This is a genomic window from Clostridioides sp. LIBA-7602, from assembly GCF_056688945.1.
In genome coordinates this window covers 1,631,514-1,648,948 of the sequence record NZ_CP196991.1, presented here as the reverse complement: position 1 = coordinate 1,648,948, position 17,435 = coordinate 1,631,514, and the positions used below count along the sequence as shown (strand labels likewise).

Below are 17,435 nucleotides of genomic sequence, written 5' to 3'. Positions count from 1 at the left end.
TATATATGCCACCTTTTTTTACAATTACTCCTGATAATTATAAAAAAAGGTAGCAACTATTTATAGGTTCTACCTTTATGTACTCAACATCGTATTTCATTTTGATTATATTAACAGTTTCAATTATTATAATTACATGCATAAAATTCCTTTAATGATAAGATAAATAACCATAAATTTACAAATTCAATTAATATCAATTATCTATTTTTAAGGTATCAAAAATTTCCCTTGCTGTTTGTGGCTTTCCAAAAAAATATCCTTGTATATAATCTGGTTTCATTTGTTTAACTAAATTATACTCTTCCTTTGTTTCTACTCCCTCTAAGCAGACTTCTATGCCCACATCGTGACAAATTGCAACAATAAAATGTATAAATGTAGCATCAAACTTACTTTTTAATATATCTTTGACAAATACTCTATCAATTTTTACTATATCTATTGGAGAAAATTTTAAAACTTCTAACGATGAATATCCAGTACCAAAATCGTCCATAGCAATACGAATTCCTAAGTCTTGTAAAACCTTAAACTTATGTTGTAAAATACTCATATTTTGTACTGTATGACTTTCAGTTAATTCTAAAACAAGATTTTGATAAGGAAAATTTTCTTCATCTATAATTTTGATTATATCCTCAATAAATGTATCCTCTAATACTTGAACAGCTGAAATATTTACACTTACTGTAAAAAGTGGATAATAAGTAATCCACTCTCCACAAGTACGTAGTGCCATCCGAAGTACCCATGCTCCAACAATATTTATCATATCATTTTCTTCTAAAATTGGAATAAATTCTAAAGGAGAAATTGCTTTACATTCACTATTAGTCCATCTTAAAAGCACTTCTACACCTATTATCTTATGACTTTGTGTATCTACTTGTGGCTGAAATCTGAGGCTGAATCCCCGAAAATTGTCATTAATTGATGCTTTCAATTCCCACATCATTGCTAATGAATACATTTTATTTTTTAATATTTCTTCAGAGAAAAAAACAATTCTGTTCTTACCATGCTCTTTAGCATACTGCAAAGAGTAACTAGCATATTTACTAAGTTCTTTTACTGTATCTCCATGTCTTGGATATATAACACAACCAGCAGAAATTGTTATATTTAATCCATATTTTCTCCACAAGTGAAGATGTATAATTAAATTCTGTATTTGCTCATATAAAAGTTGAATTTCCTTTTCTTCAACATTATCAACGAGAATTCCCATTTCATCACTATCAAGCTTATAAAGTTCCGCATTACCTGGTAAAATAGATTGTATAGATTGTGCTAAAGTTTTTATTATATTATCTCCAAAGTCTCTATCATACATCTCATTAACATTTTTAAAATCATCAATATTCAATAATACTATACACAATTTTTCAATCATAGGATTTGAAAGTTTATCCTCAAACGCACTCATAAATTCATAGTAATTCAACAACTGTGTTAATGGGTCAATCTTATTTTGTTTCCCTAATTGTGTCATTATTCCAGCAAAAATGCTTGGTTCTCCAAATTCATCACGCATTAATTGCCCTCTACATCTTAACCAAATATATTCTCCAATACGATTTTTAGCCCGGAACTCTACTGAATGATAATCCATATGATTTTTACCTATTTCCATATTCGACTTATAAAAACGATTCCAGTCTTCTGGATGTACAATTTGCTTCCAGTAAACAAGTGGATTCTCCACAATTTCTCCTGGTAAATCAAATAGTTCAACCTGTGATGGTGAATATCGAAAGACTCCTGTTTTCATATTGCAAATATATATATACTCATCTGTACCTCTAATCAAAGCATCATAAAGTAATGTAGAATCATAATCAAACTTACTTCTTAAGATATTAAAATCTTCAAAATCATCTCTTTCTTCTTTGGTATTTGATATTTGATAAAATTCATCAAACTTAACTTGCTCATTTAAACTTGTCGAGTTTGTAATATCTATAGATTGATGCATATAAACAACTGTATCATCTTGCCATGTAATTAAACTATCATAATTCTCAAAAATTCGATTTAATTTATTACATTTTTCATACCACTTTATTAATATTCCTTTTTTATTATTCTTTAGCAGTTCTAAAACTTTATAAAAACTACAGGGGGCATTTTTTTCAGAATATAGTACCTCCCAACAAACTTTATCTTCTGGAACCGAAATATTATATTCTTTTTTCATATTTTTATTCATGAAAATTATTTTATTAGTATGAATATCCGTAATATATATATTAAACTGTAGTTGATTTAATATAACCTCAAGATTATGTTTGTTCATATACTTACCTCCTTCATTATTACTATTATTTCTAATAATATTCCTAGATTTTTTTTATTATAGAGGATTTATTTATCATTTATATATACATTAAATAGATCAATTTAATTGAAAAACTTATTTCTTTCTATTTTAAATTATAGTTGATAAAAAAAAATACATCAATATCATATTATCAATTTTAAGGAGATTATTGCTATATAATGGCTTGTAAATCTTGTCTTAAATTTTAATCCAGTATTTATCTTGATAAAATCAAACACAAAATAGACTATATATTTTTTATTATTTTAAACTTTGAGATAAAAAGATATAATATTGATAATATAAAGTAAAAAAAAATATTTTTTTACTTTATATGAAATTATTTTCATTATGTATTGTAAACTTTAAAATATTGAATTTAATAAATACCATAATTTTTTTACTTGTATTTTATTATATAGATTATGTTTTATATGAATTATCTAACTATATTTATTTTATTAATTTATGAAGATATTATTTTAAAGCTTTTTTAATTAGCTACATCTTTATCAGAATAAGACAATATAAATAAAAATACATTTAATCAATTTTTATAGAATTAATTGTCAACTTTTTATTTAAATGGTAAAATATCCATGGATGGTATCTTGTTATAAGAACTATACTTTAAATGTTTTTAATTATTTTGTCTTATATAACTCATATCTTCGTGAATGAGATTGGAAATTAAGATGTTGTATCACAAATTGGAGGTGATACTATTAAAATAGGATTTATTGGTTCCGGAAAAGTTGGTACATCTTTAGCAAATTATTTTTTGTCAAAGGATTATTGTGTAACAGGTTTTTATGGAAGAAATCAATTATCTTTATTAGAATCAACAGATTTAACAAAAACAAAGATTTATAGTAAATTGAAAGACATTATTTATGAAAATGATATATTATTTATTACAACATCAGATGATTCTATTGAAATTATAGACAAAAAACTTTCCAAATTTAATTTAAAACATAAATACATTTGTCACACCAGTGGCTCTTTAAAATCTAGTATATTGTTCTATTCAAAAAAAGCAGGTGCATTAATTTATTCTATCCATCCTATATTTGCATTTTCCAATAAAAACACTGATATAAAAAAAATGAAAGAAATTTGTTTTTCCATAGAAGGCGATAGTGAAAAAGATGATTCATTTATTCAAAATTTTATAGATAGTTTAGGAAATCAATTTTTCGTAAGAGATAAGAATACTTCATCCACTTATCATTTAGCTAATGTTTTAGTTTCAAATTTAGTGCTATCTTTACTAGATGTAGGAGTAAGTTATTTTATCAAGTTAGGTTTATCCGAAGAAGAAGCTTTGAAAGCTATAAATCCTTTAGTCAAAATAAATATAGAAAATATACTTAATAATGGATTTACTAAAGCTCTTACTGGGCCTATTGCTCGTGGGGATATAACACCAATAAAAAAACATTTATCAGCATTAGATAAAAAAGATGAAGATATTTACAAAATACTTTCCTTAAATCTACTAAAAATAATAGCCTTAGCAAATGAAGATTCATCAAAATGTACAAAAAATCTTTCTATAGAAAATGCAGTTGAAAATTTAATAAGTAAATCTGAGAAATACAAAGAGATTTACAAAATTTTAGGAGGAAAAAACGATGAAAAATACTGTAATGACTTTTAAAAATGCTAAAAGTGAAGGAAAAAAGCTATCTATGCTTACTGCTTATGATTACTCAATAGCAAAAATAATGGATGAGTGTAATATAAATGGTATTTTAATAGGAGATTCATTGGGAATGGTCATAAAAGGAGAAGAAAACACTCTATCTGTTACTATAGATGAAATTATATATCATACAAAAGCTATAAAAAAAGGTGCAAAAAATGCCTTAATAGTAAGTGATATGCCATTTCTATCTTACCACGTTTCTATAGAAGATGCTGTTAAAAATGCTGGTAGACTTGTAAAAGAAGGTGGCGCACATGCTGTAAAATTAGAAGGTGGCTCAAGTATTATAGAACAAATAAAATGCATTGTAAATGCTCAAATACCAGTAATGGGTCATTTAGGTCTAACACCTCAATCTGTAAATTCATTTGGCGGATTTAAGGTTCAAGGAAATACTAGTGAAACTGCAAAACAACTAATTGAAGATGCTAAATTAATAGAAAAAGCAGGTGCATTCTCTATTGTTCTTGAAGGAGTTCCTGCTAAAATAGCTGAGATGGTGACTAATTCTATTTCAATTCCTACAATAGGAATAGGTGCAGGAATTAATTGTGATGGTCAAATTTTAGTTTATCAGGATATGTTGGGAATGTTTGGAGATTTCGTACCTAAATTTGTAAAGCAATATGCAAATATAGGAGATATAATGAAAGATTCAATTAAAAATTACATACTAGAAGTTGAAACAGGTGCATTTCCACAAGAAAAACATAGCTTTTCAATAAATGAATCTGAATTAAAAAAATTATACTAAGATTAAGGATGGTACAAAATGCTTGTAAAAGAAATTAAATCATTAAAAAATATAATTAAAGATTGGAAAAAATCTGGCTATTCTATAGGGCTCGTTCCTACCATGGGATTTTTGCATGAAGGACATCAAAGTCTTATCAAAAAAGCTGTAAAAGAAAATGATAAAGTAGTTGTGAGTGTATTTGTAAATCCAACTCAATTTGGACCCAATGAAGATTTTAATAACTATCCAAGAGATATAGAAAAAGATTTTAAATACTGTATGGATAATGGTGCATCAATAGTATTTAATCCATCATCAGAAGAAATGTATTTAAAAGGAAATTGTACTACTATAAATGTGTCTGGACTTACAGAATTCCTTTGTGGTTCTAAAAGACCTGTTCATTTTGGAGGTGTATGTTTAATTGTTTCAAAATTTTTAAATATAGTAACCCCTGATAAAGCTTATTTTGGAGAAAAAGATGCTCAACAATTAGCAGTAATCAAAAGGATGGTCAAAGATTTGAATATAGACACAGAGATAATAGGCTGTCCTATAGTTCGTGAAAATGATGGTTTAGCAAAAAGCTCAAGAAATACATATCTTTCAAAAGAAGAAAGAAAATCAGCTTTAGTTTTAAATGAAAGTTTGAACTTAGCAAAAGAAGAATTAACAAAAGGAAATCTAGATGTAAAAAAAATAAAAGAATTAATAATCTCTAAAATAACTTCTAAAGATTTAGTAAAAATAGATTATGTTGAAATTGTAGATAGCGAGACATTACAACCTGTTAAACAAATAGAAAATTCTATACTCGTAGCAATTGCCGTTTTTATAGGGAAAACTAGATTAATTGATAACTTTACATTTCAGTTAAATATATAAATTATAATTTTATAAAATTTATACGATTATAAAAGGATTTTTTAAAAATTAGATTTACTTAAAATTATTATTAATTTCAATTATATAAGTGTGCTACTAGCACACTTATATTTTTTTGTGTAATTTGACTTGTTAAATTTTCTTAACTTAACTACCTAATGATTGGGTTTAAAAAGTTAGTATTTCTTCCTTTTGTATAAAAATTTATCCAGTTTTGCAATTATAATATCCAGTTTTACATATCTACTTGTAAAATATATGTAAGCAATATATCATACTATATATATTTATAAATGAAATAATGTCTACTATTTACTGAATATTTTTATTTTTTTGTTTTTTAGGGGGATTGATTGTGTTTAAAGATAAAATCGATGAATGTGTTCATATAATGACTGCATATATTGCCAGTTTAAAAGAATACTATTCATTCATAGAAACTCAAATTGGTGATTTTATAAAAAAATATGGAGAAGAGATTGTAGAGTTATGTCTCCATAGAATAATGATTCTACTATGTGAGTGTGGTTTGGCATAACATTAAATATATTGAAGTGGGGAAGAAAAATTTTATATAAGATTCTCTTCTTACCCACTTTAATATATCAATCTTATATTTTATTTTTTACAGAATTTACTGTCTTAACTATAATAAATCATACATAATTATCATACATTTAAGTCCTATCCATAGACTTAGTCATTTCATTTATTCTATTTGGTTCTTCCTATTCAAAAAATTATGCATGTTCTATTTAATACAGTTTACAATATTTCATATTTTACACTAGCTAACTTTACCATCTCTTTTTAGATTTAAAACATTTAGACCATTTATAAAGTACGCTTTACTTATTCTTCTTACCTATTTCATATATTATTCTATACATTAAATTATTCTTATTTTAATAATACTTTTTTATTGATATATTTATTATACAATCTTTTACTTATCATTGTCTCTAAATTGTTTACATACTTGATTTAATCCAATTGATACTCCCCAACATAGAATTCCTTGTAACACAGAAGTTGGATTAAACCCTAACATCCAAACAGAAAATACTACTCCAAATGCAAGCAATATAATAGGAATGTACTTATCACTTAATTTTTTATATTTTTTAAACCCCATACCTAAGACATTAAGTGCAACTATTAAAATTAACAATTGTTGTGGTATAAAACTTATTAAACTATCCATGTATTATCCTCCTCAAAATATTTTTTCTAATAAACTTGTATGCTTATTTCAGCAAATCACTTAAGCATATTCTAAGAGAATTTAAGTTGCACTCATATAAGGCTTTTATTTTTTCTTTATTTTTTGCTTATAATACCTTCAATTCGCCAATTTGTTCTCTATATTTAATTATGCTTGCTTCATATTTATTCAAATTTTCTTATAAAAGTTCTTGTTTTGCAAAAAACATTTGTTTCATATTAAGCTAACAATTCCCTTTACAACAGTAGAAAAAATGAATATATTACAAAATCATGCTATAATTATCACAAGAAAAAAGTCAATAAATTATAAATTTTTTAATAAGGTAGAATAAATATGAAGAAAAAGAATATAATAAAATGCTTATTGATAGCAATTGGAATCTCAATAATTTTATATATCTCACCTGTTTTCCAAGAACGCATAAATCACGGAATATGGCTTTCTGAACCTCCCATGACTAAAGTCACAGGGTTCCTGTTTCATAGAATTTCGCATACTAAAATATGTCTTACCAATTCTCCACAGGCTATCCCCGTAGTTCCTACGGTTCTTACATAAGTTATCTATTTTAAACTGTTATTAGTCTTAATCCTTCTTTTAGTATATTTATACTCGCATTTATGTCTCTATCGTGAGTTACATTACAACAAGGACAAATCCATTCTCTTATATTTAAATTCTTAACTTCCTCGTTTTTGTACCCACATTTATTGCATATTTGTGAACTTGCAAAGAATTTACCTACCTTTACAATTTGTCTACCATACCAATTAGCCTTATATTCTAATTGACGAACAAATTCTGACCATGACACATCAGAAATTAAGCGAGATAATTTACGATTTCTAGTCATATTCTTTACTTGTAAATCTTCTATGCAAATAATATCATTCTCTCGTATTAATTTAGTAGATAGTTTTTGTAGAAAATCCTTCCTTTGATTAGCTATATGTTCTTGAAGTCTTGCAACTTTTAACCTTGCTTTATTTCTATTTAAACTACCAATTGTTTTTCTCGATAATTCTCTTTGTAATTTAGCAAGTTTGTTTAATGACTTTTGAAGATACTTAGGATTTTCTATAAATTCTCCACAACTTGAGATACAAAACTCTTTAATTCCTAAATCTAAACCTATCTGATTATTAGTATTTTCAAATGCTTCAATCTCTATATCAGTACAACATAGTGATACATAATATTTACCACTTGGTTCTTTGGATACTGTAGCATTAAGTATTCTCCCTTGAGGTACTTGTTTATCCCTTACTTTAACCATACTAAGTTTAGGTAATTTTATATATTGACTAAAGTACATAATATTTCCATCTGTAAAGTTAGTTCTATATGAAAATCTATTAGTTTTCTTTGATTTAAATTTAGGAAATCCTGCATTTTCTTTAAAGAATTTTTTATATGCGTTTTCTAAATCTTTTAAGGTGTTTTGTAGTGAAAATTTGTCAGGTTCTTTAAGCCACTTTAATTCTCTTTTTAAATTGGTCAAATCAGAACTACACTGTTTATAAGTAAAAGTTTCTTTATAGTTTTCATAAACTTCTATTTTTTTAGCAAGATACTTATTATATACAAATCTACAACATCCAAAAGTTTTGTTAATTAACTCTTGCTGTTTTTTATTTGGATACATTCTAAACTTATATGCTTTTTCCACTACTATCACCTCACTTTAATTGTTTTTTATGATTATTAATATACATATCCGAGTAACTTCTATTTTTCATCACCCATTATAATATTAACAAACGTAATTATTTAAAACAATTATTTCGAAGGTTTTATATCTATTTTTAAATAACATATGTAAGAACCGTAAGTCTTAACTTTTATCATTTTTGAGGTTGTCGTTCACATAAGTTCGCTACTACCTATGCAGTTCTCTTATGAACTTCTTACACTTTCATGTAAGCACAGACTATATCTTATCCTTCGGCATTATCCGTTAAGGTCTACCCACTTCCACTACCAATAGCTTGTAGTGTACTTCCCTCAAGAGGAATAGTCGTTGAAGTTTCTCCTATTTGGAGCTTACCTGCTGATTGCCCATTTTAAAGTACTTAGGGTTTAACCTTATACCATCTAACCAATTTTTTCTACTTTCGTAACTTTCACACTTAGGTTTATTTCATCCTTATGTTTTAGTTTGGTTAGCTTTAGGGGTTTCCAGCAATTCAAGTAGTATTGGATAGGTTCTATCCTATCTCTACATATAAATTTCCCTATACGCTGACTACTTTAGTTACTAACTCACGACTAAAGTCACAAGTTTGCGTAGCTATTTTTTAATCAAATATAACACAAGAAAATATTGAAAACGCTAAATTGATAATGAATGAAAATTCATACCATACAGCAATTATTGTAAGCGACCCATTGCATATGAAAAGGGCAATGCTAATGGCAAATGATTATGAAATAGAAGCTTATAGTTCTCCAACACCGACAACAAGATATATAAGTTTAAAGAGCAAACTACCATTTTTAGCAAGAGAAGAATTTTTTTATATAGGATATAGAATATATAGAAATTTTCAGTAAAGTATTATTCATGTGCTCAATAAAAGTATTGATAAAGTAAATTTTTTAACTATAATTAAATAAAAAATATTGATATTAATAGCAATATAATTAGTTAATTTTTCCCTAATATACATAAATTCAAATATTAAGAATAAAGTATTATAAATAAGATACTTTCTAAAGGGAGGAAATTATGATAGATAATCAAAAATATGCTATTTTATCGCTAGAATTACATTTATTTTTTGCAAGAATTATGAAGGAACATTCTCTTTTTCTAGAGGCAGGATTTACACATAAAGATTATAATCTTGCTATGGAAGCTGACCACTATAAAAAACAATTTGAAGATTTGTTATCATATACTGTTAGCGCTAGTAATGGTATAATCAGACCTGATATATTATATTCAGAAGAGATTGTAACCACTCTCACATTGAATGCAGAACAAAAAACCGAAGAACTTACAGGAATAGAAATAAATCAAAACTTAACTACAAGAGAATTGAACCTACAAAGTGGTGTAAATCCTCAAGTTGGTCAAGATTTAGTAGACTATGTAGCTCAGCTTAACTCTGATGCAATAAGATTACTTGATGGGCTTATTGACTTAAAAGAAAGGGTTTTAGATGGAGTACTATCATGTACCCTTTTTACTTCAAACTATCCACTACTTATTGAACATATAATACATGAAGCAAACTTGTATCGTTCCTATGTAATTGACTTAGAAAATAAAATAGATATTGATTTGAAAAATTTTAAAGAAGTAGAATTATTCTGGGACCATATTATGATGGAACATGCTCTATTTATGAGAGGATTACTCGACCCATCTGAAAGTGAACTAATAAATACTGCAAATGAATTTGCCATAAAATTCAATGAATTAATTGAAAAAACAAATGAAATGACTGATACTGATGTAGCAAGTATTACAGAGGAAACGCTAAATGAAACTGTTGAATTTAAGGATTTTAAAGAAGCAGGTACATCAGGAATAGAAGAATGTAAGATAAAATCTATAATATTACCACTTTTGGCAGACCATGTATTAAGAGAAGCCAACCACTATGTTAGAATATTGGAAAGTTATAAAAATATGTAATTAAAATTCCTTTTAATCTCTATGTATTTAATCAAAATAAAGGTACACATAAATCGTACCTTTATTTTTTTATATTCTATAGAATTTAAATCATTTATTATAAAAGAACTAATCTTCTATAATTAATAACTTTATTTTTAATAAATAAAAAATTAAAAATATCCACAAGTACGTTTTTGTAAGCCCTTCTATCCCTCCAATGATTTATTAAAATTTTAATAGTAAATCTTATCCTAGAAAAATATTTATGTTATAACTATATTATAACTACATTAATAATTTGTAGTTATAATCTTAAAATTTAAATACGGGAGTGATTTTAGTATGATAAGACAAACACCTTTAGAAAAACGATATGACAAGTTAGGGCCACATATCGTTAAAGCTCTTAAAAAACGTTACTTTGATGCTTATTACTGTAAAACTAAGAATGATGCTTTACAACAAATCTTAGATTTGATTCCTCAAAATCATGTAGTATCATGGGGAGGTTCTGAAACTCTTAAAGAAATGGGAGTACAAACTGCTGTTAGAGATAAAGGATTCAAAGTCATTGATAGAGATTTAGCAAAAACTCCAGAAGAAAGAACAGAAATTATGCGCCAGGCTCTTCTATGTGATACTTTTTTAATGAGTAGCAATGCAATTAGTGAAGATGGACAACTCTTCAATATTGATGGAAATGGAAATCGTGTAGCTGCAATGATATTTGGTCCAAAAAACGTTATAGTTGTAGCTGGTATGAATAAAATTGTTAAAAATATTGACGATGCAGTACAAAGAGCTAGAACAATTGCTGCACCAGCTGTTGTACAACGTTTTCAGGATGTAAATACTCCATGTTATACTAATGGAAGTTGTATAGATTGCAAAAGTCCTGAAAGTGTCTGTGCATATATGGTAACTACAAGAATTAGTCGTCCAGCAAACAAGATAAAGGTAATATTAGTAGGAGAAAATCTTGGTCTATAAAATATACATACATTTAATCAAATCTATAAATAATAAAATTAAATAACTTAATCATAAAGGTGGTAAAATAAAATTCCTTAATAAAAATTTCATTCTACCACCTTTATAACCTTTTAAAACTTTTGCATTTATTTTCTTGATTTTCACTTATTTACATACTCTTAATTTTAGGAATTAAAGTATCTACTCCCTTTATTTGGGCTTCAACAATATACAAACTTTGAATTGTATTTCCTATAAAAACCTCATTTACACCTTGCTCTTTCATATTCTCAATCTGCTTCTTGATTCCATCTTCGTATTTTTTAAGTAAATCCCTTCTCTTCTCTAATAATATTATACTTCTATCTTTACCTAATATCCTAATAAAAAACACTGCTATTGAAAATGAAGTTATATCATAGTCAAAATTACAAATAAAGCTTTCTATAGTATCTAATAATTCTTGGTTTCCCTTTTCTGTAATACTATAAACAGTTTTATCTGGCATATTACCACTTTTTTCAATACATCCAACTATATATTCTTTTTTTTCAGCACTTTTAATTGTCGCATATACAGTTGAATCTGCAATATTATACCAACTCTTCACATTTAGTTTAGAAAGTAGCTTAGTTAATTCATATGCATTCACTGGTTTCTCTTGGATAATACCTAAAAGAATAGTCATTGTTTTTGAAAGCAAATTTATTTCCTCCTTGACACTATTATGTATATATAGTACTCTATATATAGAGTACTATATATTTACATTATAATTTTATCATTAAATCTACTAAAAAAAAAGAGTACTACAACTAAAATAAATTTTGGGGAGGTTTAAGATTATGAATTTTAATTTACTTAATCTTTCATGGGAAGATATTTTAAATTTAGACAAAGAAAAATTAATAGTATTTGTTGGAATTGCTCCAATAGAGGAACATGGTAAACATCTACCAATAGGTGTAGATATTTATGAAACAGAAGCATGGATTAATCTTGCTATTGAGAAACTAGATTCAGTTCTACCCAATTATTATTATGGAAAACTCCCTATAATACCTTTTGGCTTTGCAGATATGGGAACTTTCCCAGGTAATATTCATGTTAGTCGTGAGTTGATTTACAAAATAACTTATAGTACATTAGAAAATATAGTTAAATGGGGTATTACAAACATCATCGTTATATCTGGTCACGCTGACCCACTACATACAATTACTATAGAACAATCTTGTGAGGCAATCAATAAAGAGTATGGAATAGTTTCAATTTCACCTATGGGTTCAATTTTTAATTCTGAACAAAAGGAGATACTTAGAGATTTTCCTGATTTTGTTGAAGAAAAAATCAAACTATTTCCAAATGATTTTCATGCTGGATGGATTGAGACATCAAATATGTTAGCACTATACCCTGAATTAGTAAATGATAATTATCAAGAGCGACCTGATATATCTATCAAAGATAATGAAATGATGGATATTCAAAAAGTTATTAATGTAATCAAAAATGAAGGTCATATCGGATTTCCTAAAGAAGCTAGAAAAGAATTAGGAATTGAATTAAATAATAATATTGGAGAAGAAATATGTAAAGCTACACATAATTTTATTTTTCGTTCTAATTACGAAAAATATATGCACCATCCTCTATATGATATACCTGCTTTAAAACTTAAAATTTAAAGTATGCAATTAAAAACTCATTTTACTATCTATTTAGCTCCATTAGAAACATATAAAAATATTACATATTGAAAAATTTTAGTTTTATAATTATCTTTAAAGTTAAATTTTCATAAAATTATATAATTTACTTATAATATATATAAAACTTACATAAAATAGCACTTATAACTGATTATGAGTGCTATTTATATCATATTCTTCTCTTCTATTTATAAAACCAAGAATTTCCACCTCATGTTACCTTTACAATAGCAATTGTGAGAATAATTACAAAGACTAATAAAACTATGTATTTTAGATATTTTAAATATTTATCATCATAAACTTTTTTTATCTTTGTTAGAAATGATATTTTATATAATAAATCTTGTACAAGTCCAAAAGGACAAAGCCATTCACAGGTAAATCTTCCAAAAAAATCACCAAATGCCATTAAAAAACCAATAATTTGAACTGAGAATTTAGACTCTCAACTTGACAAAACTGCTTGTAATAAATCTATTGGACATGTATCAAATAGAATAAATAAAACAATAACTATAATAATAGAAATACCTTTTTTATTATCTTTAATAAAGTTACTTATTGTCCTTGATATAGTTCTTTGTTGATTTAAAGCTATTTATCGTATAAATAAACTTTTTCTTGACTATATAGTTACTATATAGCTTATTATATATAGAGAGTAATAAAAGGAGGTAAAATTTATGGAAAATTTATTTACAAGAAAATTCACTACTTTTGAATTTCTAAAATTTGTTTCTCCTGCAATTATATCCATGATATTTATATCTTTATACACAATAATAGATGGTATCTTTGTATCAACATTAGTTGGTTCAGATGCTCTTGCTAGTATAAATATTGTACTACCTATAATCAACCTTGTTTGTGGATTTGGAATAATGATGGCAACTGGAGGAGGAGCTATAGTTTCTATACGTATGGGCGAAAATAGACAAGATGATGCCAACTCTACATTTTCTTTTATAGTTTTGTTTTCATTGATTGTTGGAATTTTATTTACAGTAATCTCGTATTTTTTTGTCAAGGAAATATCTATTTTGCTTGGAGCAACAGACAAATTGCTACCCTATTGTATAACTTATGGTAAAGTTATGATTTTATGTACACCATTTTATATTTTAAAATTTATATTTGAATATTTTATACGAACTGATGGAAACTCTAAATTTAGTTTATTTCTATCAGTCATTGGTGGTGTAACGAATATAATATTAGATTATATATTTATTAAGTATTTTGGAATGGGTCTTTTAGGTGCTGCCGTTGCAACTGCTATAGGTATTATTCTAACTTGTATTTTAGGTATTATTTACTTCTTATCAAGTAAGTCTACACTAAAACTTAGAAAACCAAAAAATGATTTTAGGCTTATAAGAGATACCATGATAAATGGTTCTTCTGAGATGGTTACAGAGTTATCTACAGGTATTACAACATTCTTATTTAATATAGTCGCTTTAAAGTTAGCAGGAGAAAATGGACTTGCAGCTCTTACTATAGTATTGTATGCTCATTTTTTAATGACCTCGGTATATTTAGGCTTTGCTGCTGGAGTCTCTCCATTAATAAGTTATAATTTTGGTGCTGAAAATAGTGACAAGTTAAAAGAAACATTTAAACATTCAATTAAATTTATATTAGTTTCTTCTTTGTTAGTGTTTATTGTTGCCTTAGTCTTCGCACCACTTATTGTTAGAGTCTTTGTAAACCCAGATAATACAGTATTTGAACTAGCTTTACATGGATTAAAAATATTTGCTTTTGCTTTTTTATTTGTTGGAATAAACATATTTGCATCAGGATTTTTTACAGCATTTCATAATGGAAAAATTTCGGCTATTATATCTTTTAGTCGTGCCTTTGTTTTTATAATTATAGGAATTGTAATTCTTCCTCCTATGTTAAACTTGACTGGATTATGGCTTACTGTTCCATTTGCTGAAATTCTAACTATATTTATATCTATTCCACTTATAAAAAAATATAAAAGTAGATATAACTACTAAAAATTTATATTTATTAGAATAAATAAACCTGCCTTAAAACACAAATTTATAAATTTGATTTTTGGCAGGTTTTAATTTATTTACAATAAGTCATTTGCATAATCTTTAATTGGTGCCCTTCTAAGCAATAAAACTATGAATAGTACACAAATAACCATAATACCTACTTTTGTTCCCAGTAAAATAAATGGATTCTGGAATAAATAAATAATTTTTTCTAAATATATCAATATCTTTTCTATATTCTTAGTTGCAAAATTAATCATATAAATTATTACTAATACAGGTATGCCTATCAACATAGTAACACTGGTAGCTTTTCTAACTCTATATGTAAAAGCGCCTAATAATGCACCTATAAGACCTACGAATATTTCATTTACAACTATCTGTACAAAATAATTTAAATAAGTTAGTAGTATACTCGATGTTGTTGGCTCTATTAGAGCAGATATAGATGTCCAAATTGCATCTTTCTTTAGTAAAGTTGACAAATCTATACTGTAACCTGTTATAATCTCTATAAATAATTTTGATAAAAAAATTAAAACCATACCTACAATAGAAATTATAAAGCTTAAAACAATTAAATTCGTAACAATAGCTTTTATACAACTTTTTCTATCTGCTCTTATACTTAAAGCTCCTGAGAAATCTTTATTAACCATATTTACTCCATACACAAATATCAGTATAGTTAGATATGTTAAAATAGGGTTCACATTTGTATATAGATTATTTTTAGATACTTCACCAAAGGCTTTAAGAGCTATTACTGGCAAAATATTCATAACAATTCCTACAATTACAAATGTGATTATATATAACTTAGTATTTTTGTTAAAAAATTTTATATATGGCTTTAATTCATTCATTTACAATCCCTCCTTCTTAGTCATGTTAACAAACATGTCTTGTAATCCTATATACCCTACTTCAATATTTGAATTCCTAATCACTTTTTCATCATTTTCACTAAAATCACCATAGTAAAAATAAGCAACTGTATTACCAAATGCCTTTTTAGGCTTTATATTTTTTATAGACTCTAATTTCTCTAGTTCTTCTTTGTTTCCAGTAATGTAATGGGCTTTTTGTTTTATAACATCTATCTCTTCATCTACAATAATCTTGCCCTCGTTTAATATTACTACATGTTCCAATAAATCATCTATTTCATCTATCAAATGAGTTGATATTATTATCGTTCTTGGTTTTTTTATATAATTATCCAAAATTATGTTATAAAATTCTTGTCTATTTACTGCATCTAGACCTATTGTTGGTTCATCAAATATAGTGATAGCTGAATTAGAGCAAATTCCTATTATATTTGATAGTACAGTTTTCATTCCTCGTGACAATTGTCTATACTTTTTTTTAGTATTTAAATCAAAATATTTACATAATTCTTCTTCTAATCCTTTATCATAGTTTTTATAGAAACTAGAAGAAAACTCAAATACTTGACTTACTTTAAAATCTGAGCTATAAAATTCTTTTTCTCTCACAACACAGACTTCTTCCAATACTTTTACATCTTCTTTTAAGTTATTCCCTAATATTTCTATGTCGCCTTCATTTTGAATCAACTGATTTACCATTATGTTTAATAGTGTAGTTTTTCCAGCTCCATTTTTACCTAATAAACCATATATTTTATTTTCTTCAAAGTTTAAAGACATATTACTAAAAATTTTTTGTTTTTTAAAACTATGAGATAAATTTTTAATCTTAATAGAACTACTCATATGTTATATCCTCCTTGAAATTGATTATAATATCAACTAGCTCTTCTCTATTTATTTCTAATTTGTCAGCTTCTTGAAGTAGATTTTTTATGAAATTATGTTTAAAATTTTCTTTTCTAGCTTCTTTTATAATAGTTTTTGCACCCTCTGATACAAACATCCCTATACCTCTCTTTTTATATAGAATATTCTTGTCAACCAGTACATTTATTCCTTTTAATACTGTAGCTGGATTAATCTTATAAAGCTTTGAAAGCTCAGTTGTTGATGGAACCTGTTCTTCTTCTTTTATTCCATTTGATAGTATCTCGTCTTCAATTGCTTGTGCTATCTGAATAAATATAGGTTCTTCATTGTTTAATACTAATTTCATAGGCTCCTCCTTTCCACATTAGTTAGTTACTCAACTAACTAACTATATAACTTATAATATCTTGAAAAAGATTCTCTGTCAATACTAAATAAAAAAAACAGAGGAAA

Annotated in this window: 17 protein-coding genes; 9 read left to right on the top strand and 8 right to left on the bottom strand. The window is 26.4% G+C overall.

Annotated features, from left to right (window positions below; genetic code table 11):
* Positions 1-196: 196 nt before the first annotated feature.
* Positions 197-2,299: a bifunctional diguanylate cyclase/phosphodiesterase gene (locus tag ACTG45_RS07895; RefSeq protein ID WP_479920123.1), complete on the bottom strand. Its 2,103-nt coding sequence runs from the start codon at positions 2,297-2,299 to the stop codon at positions 197-199.
* Positions 2,300-3,032: 733 nt separating this feature from the next.
* On the opposite strand from ACTG45_RS07895, the gene ACTG45_RS07890 reads away from it, so the two are divergent.
* The 4 genes from ACTG45_RS07890 to ACTG45_RS07875 all read left to right on the top strand — a co-directional run bounded on the left by ACTG45_RS07890 (position 3,033) and on the right by ACTG45_RS07875 (position 6,193).
* Positions 3,033-3,986 carry a Rossmann-like and DUF2520 domain-containing protein gene (locus ACTG45_RS07890; protein ID WP_479920288.1) on the top strand — a complete coding sequence of 318 codons (954 nt, stop codon included), beginning with the start codon at positions 3,033-3,035 and terminating at the stop codon, positions 3,984-3,986.
* On the top strand, positions 3,961-4,788 hold the full coding sequence (gene panB, locus ACTG45_RS07885) for a 3-methyl-2-oxobutanoate hydroxymethyltransferase (RefSeq protein ID WP_021384279.1): 828 nt from the start codon (positions 3,961-3,963) through the stop codon (positions 4,786-4,788). Before ACTG45_RS07890 ends, panB begins: the two co-directional genes overlap by 26 nt.
* Before the next feature lie 18 nt (positions 4,789-4,806).
* Complete coding sequence (gene panC, locus ACTG45_RS07880) at positions 4,807-5,655, top strand: pantoate--beta-alanine ligase (RefSeq protein ID WP_479920122.1); 849 nt, start codon at positions 4,807-4,809, stop codon at positions 5,653-5,655.
* A 355-nt stretch (positions 5,656-6,010) separates the two neighbouring features.
* Positions 6,011-6,193, top strand: a complete 183-nt coding sequence (locus tag ACTG45_RS07875) for a hypothetical protein (RefSeq protein ID WP_021384275.1) — start codon at positions 6,011-6,013, stop codon at positions 6,191-6,193.
* Between the two features lie 408 nt (positions 6,194-6,601).
* Here the strand turns inward: ACTG45_RS07875 and ACTG45_RS07870 are convergent, their stop codons facing one another.
* Positions 6,602-6,859: a phage holin family protein gene (locus ACTG45_RS07870; protein WP_021384262.1), complete on the bottom strand. Its 258-nt coding sequence runs from the start codon at positions 6,857-6,859 to the stop codon at positions 6,602-6,604.
* A gap of 592 nt (positions 6,860-7,451) precedes the next feature.
* Positions 7,452-8,561, bottom strand: a complete 1,110-nt coding sequence (gene tnpB / locus ACTG45_RS07865) for an IS200/IS605 family element RNA-guided endonuclease TnpB (protein ID WP_479920121.1) — start codon at positions 8,559-8,561, stop codon at positions 7,452-7,454.
* A 629-nt stretch (positions 8,562-9,190) separates the two neighbouring features.
* Between tnpB and ACTG45_RS07860 the strand changes: the two genes are divergently transcribed.
* From ACTG45_RS07860 to ACTG45_RS07850, 3 genes are all read left to right on the top strand, one after another.
* Positions 9,191-9,436, top strand: a complete 246-nt coding sequence (locus ACTG45_RS07860; RefSeq protein WP_265113934.1) for a YdcF family protein — start codon at positions 9,191-9,193, stop codon at positions 9,434-9,436.
* A 175-nt stretch (positions 9,437-9,611) separates the two neighbouring features.
* Complete coding sequence (cotB, locus tag ACTG45_RS07855) at positions 9,612-10,526, top strand: spore coat protein CotB (RefSeq protein WP_021384282.1); 915 nt, start codon at positions 9,612-9,614, stop codon at positions 10,524-10,526.
* A 324-nt stretch (positions 10,527-10,850) separates the two neighbouring features.
* Entirely contained in the window at positions 10,851-11,498 is a 648-nt protein-coding gene (locus ACTG45_RS07850; RefSeq protein WP_021384284.1) for a lactate utilization protein, read from the top strand.
* Between the two features lie 151 nt (positions 11,499-11,649).
* Here the strand turns inward: ACTG45_RS07850 and ACTG45_RS07845 are convergent, their stop codons facing one another.
* Entirely contained in the window at positions 11,650-12,183 is a 534-nt protein-coding gene (locus ACTG45_RS07845) for a PadR family transcriptional regulator (RefSeq protein ID WP_479920120.1), read from the bottom strand.
* A gap of 142 nt (positions 12,184-12,325) precedes the next feature.
* Between ACTG45_RS07845 and ACTG45_RS07840 the strand changes: the two genes are divergently transcribed.
* On the top strand, positions 12,326-13,168 hold the full coding sequence (locus ACTG45_RS07840) for a creatininase family protein (protein WP_479920119.1): 843 nt from the start codon (positions 12,326-12,328) through the stop codon (positions 13,166-13,168).
* Positions 13,169-13,403: 235 nt separating this feature from the next.
* Here the strand turns inward: ACTG45_RS07840 and ACTG45_RS07835 are convergent, their stop codons facing one another.
* On the bottom strand, positions 13,404-13,604 hold the full coding sequence (locus ACTG45_RS07835; RefSeq protein ID WP_479920118.1) for a 4Fe-4S binding protein: 201 nt from the start codon (positions 13,602-13,604) through the stop codon (positions 13,404-13,406).
* 274 nt (positions 13,605-13,878) lie between these two features.
* Between ACTG45_RS07835 and cdeA the strand changes: the two genes are divergently transcribed.
* Positions 13,879-15,204, top strand: a complete 1,326-nt coding sequence (cdeA, locus tag ACTG45_RS07830) for a multidrug efflux MATE transporter CdeA (RefSeq protein ID WP_021384266.1) — start codon at positions 13,879-13,881, stop codon at positions 15,202-15,204.
* An 80-nt stretch (positions 15,205-15,284) separates the two neighbouring features.
* On the opposite strand, the gene ACTG45_RS07825 is transcribed toward cdeA, so the two are convergent.
* Genes ACTG45_RS07825 through ACTG45_RS07815 form a run of 3 tightly spaced genes read right to left on the bottom strand, consistent with a single transcriptional unit; the run spans position 15,285 to position 17,328 of the window.
* The gene (locus ACTG45_RS07825) at positions 15,285-16,079 is read right to left on the bottom strand and encodes an ABC transporter permease (RefSeq protein WP_479920117.1); all 795 of its coding nucleotides are present in this window, start codon (positions 16,077-16,079) and stop codon (positions 15,285-15,287) included.
* Positions 16,080-16,955: an ATP-binding cassette domain-containing protein gene (locus tag ACTG45_RS07820; RefSeq protein ID WP_479920116.1), complete on the bottom strand. Its 876-nt coding sequence runs from the start codon at positions 16,953-16,955 to the stop codon at positions 16,080-16,082.
* A complete protein-coding gene (locus tag ACTG45_RS07815) occupies positions 16,948-17,328 on the bottom strand; it encodes a GntR family transcriptional regulator (RefSeq protein WP_021384290.1) in 381 nt (126 codons plus the stop codon). Before ACTG45_RS07815 ends, ACTG45_RS07820 begins: the two co-directional genes overlap by 8 nt.
* Positions 17,329-17,435: the final 107 nt, after the last annotated feature.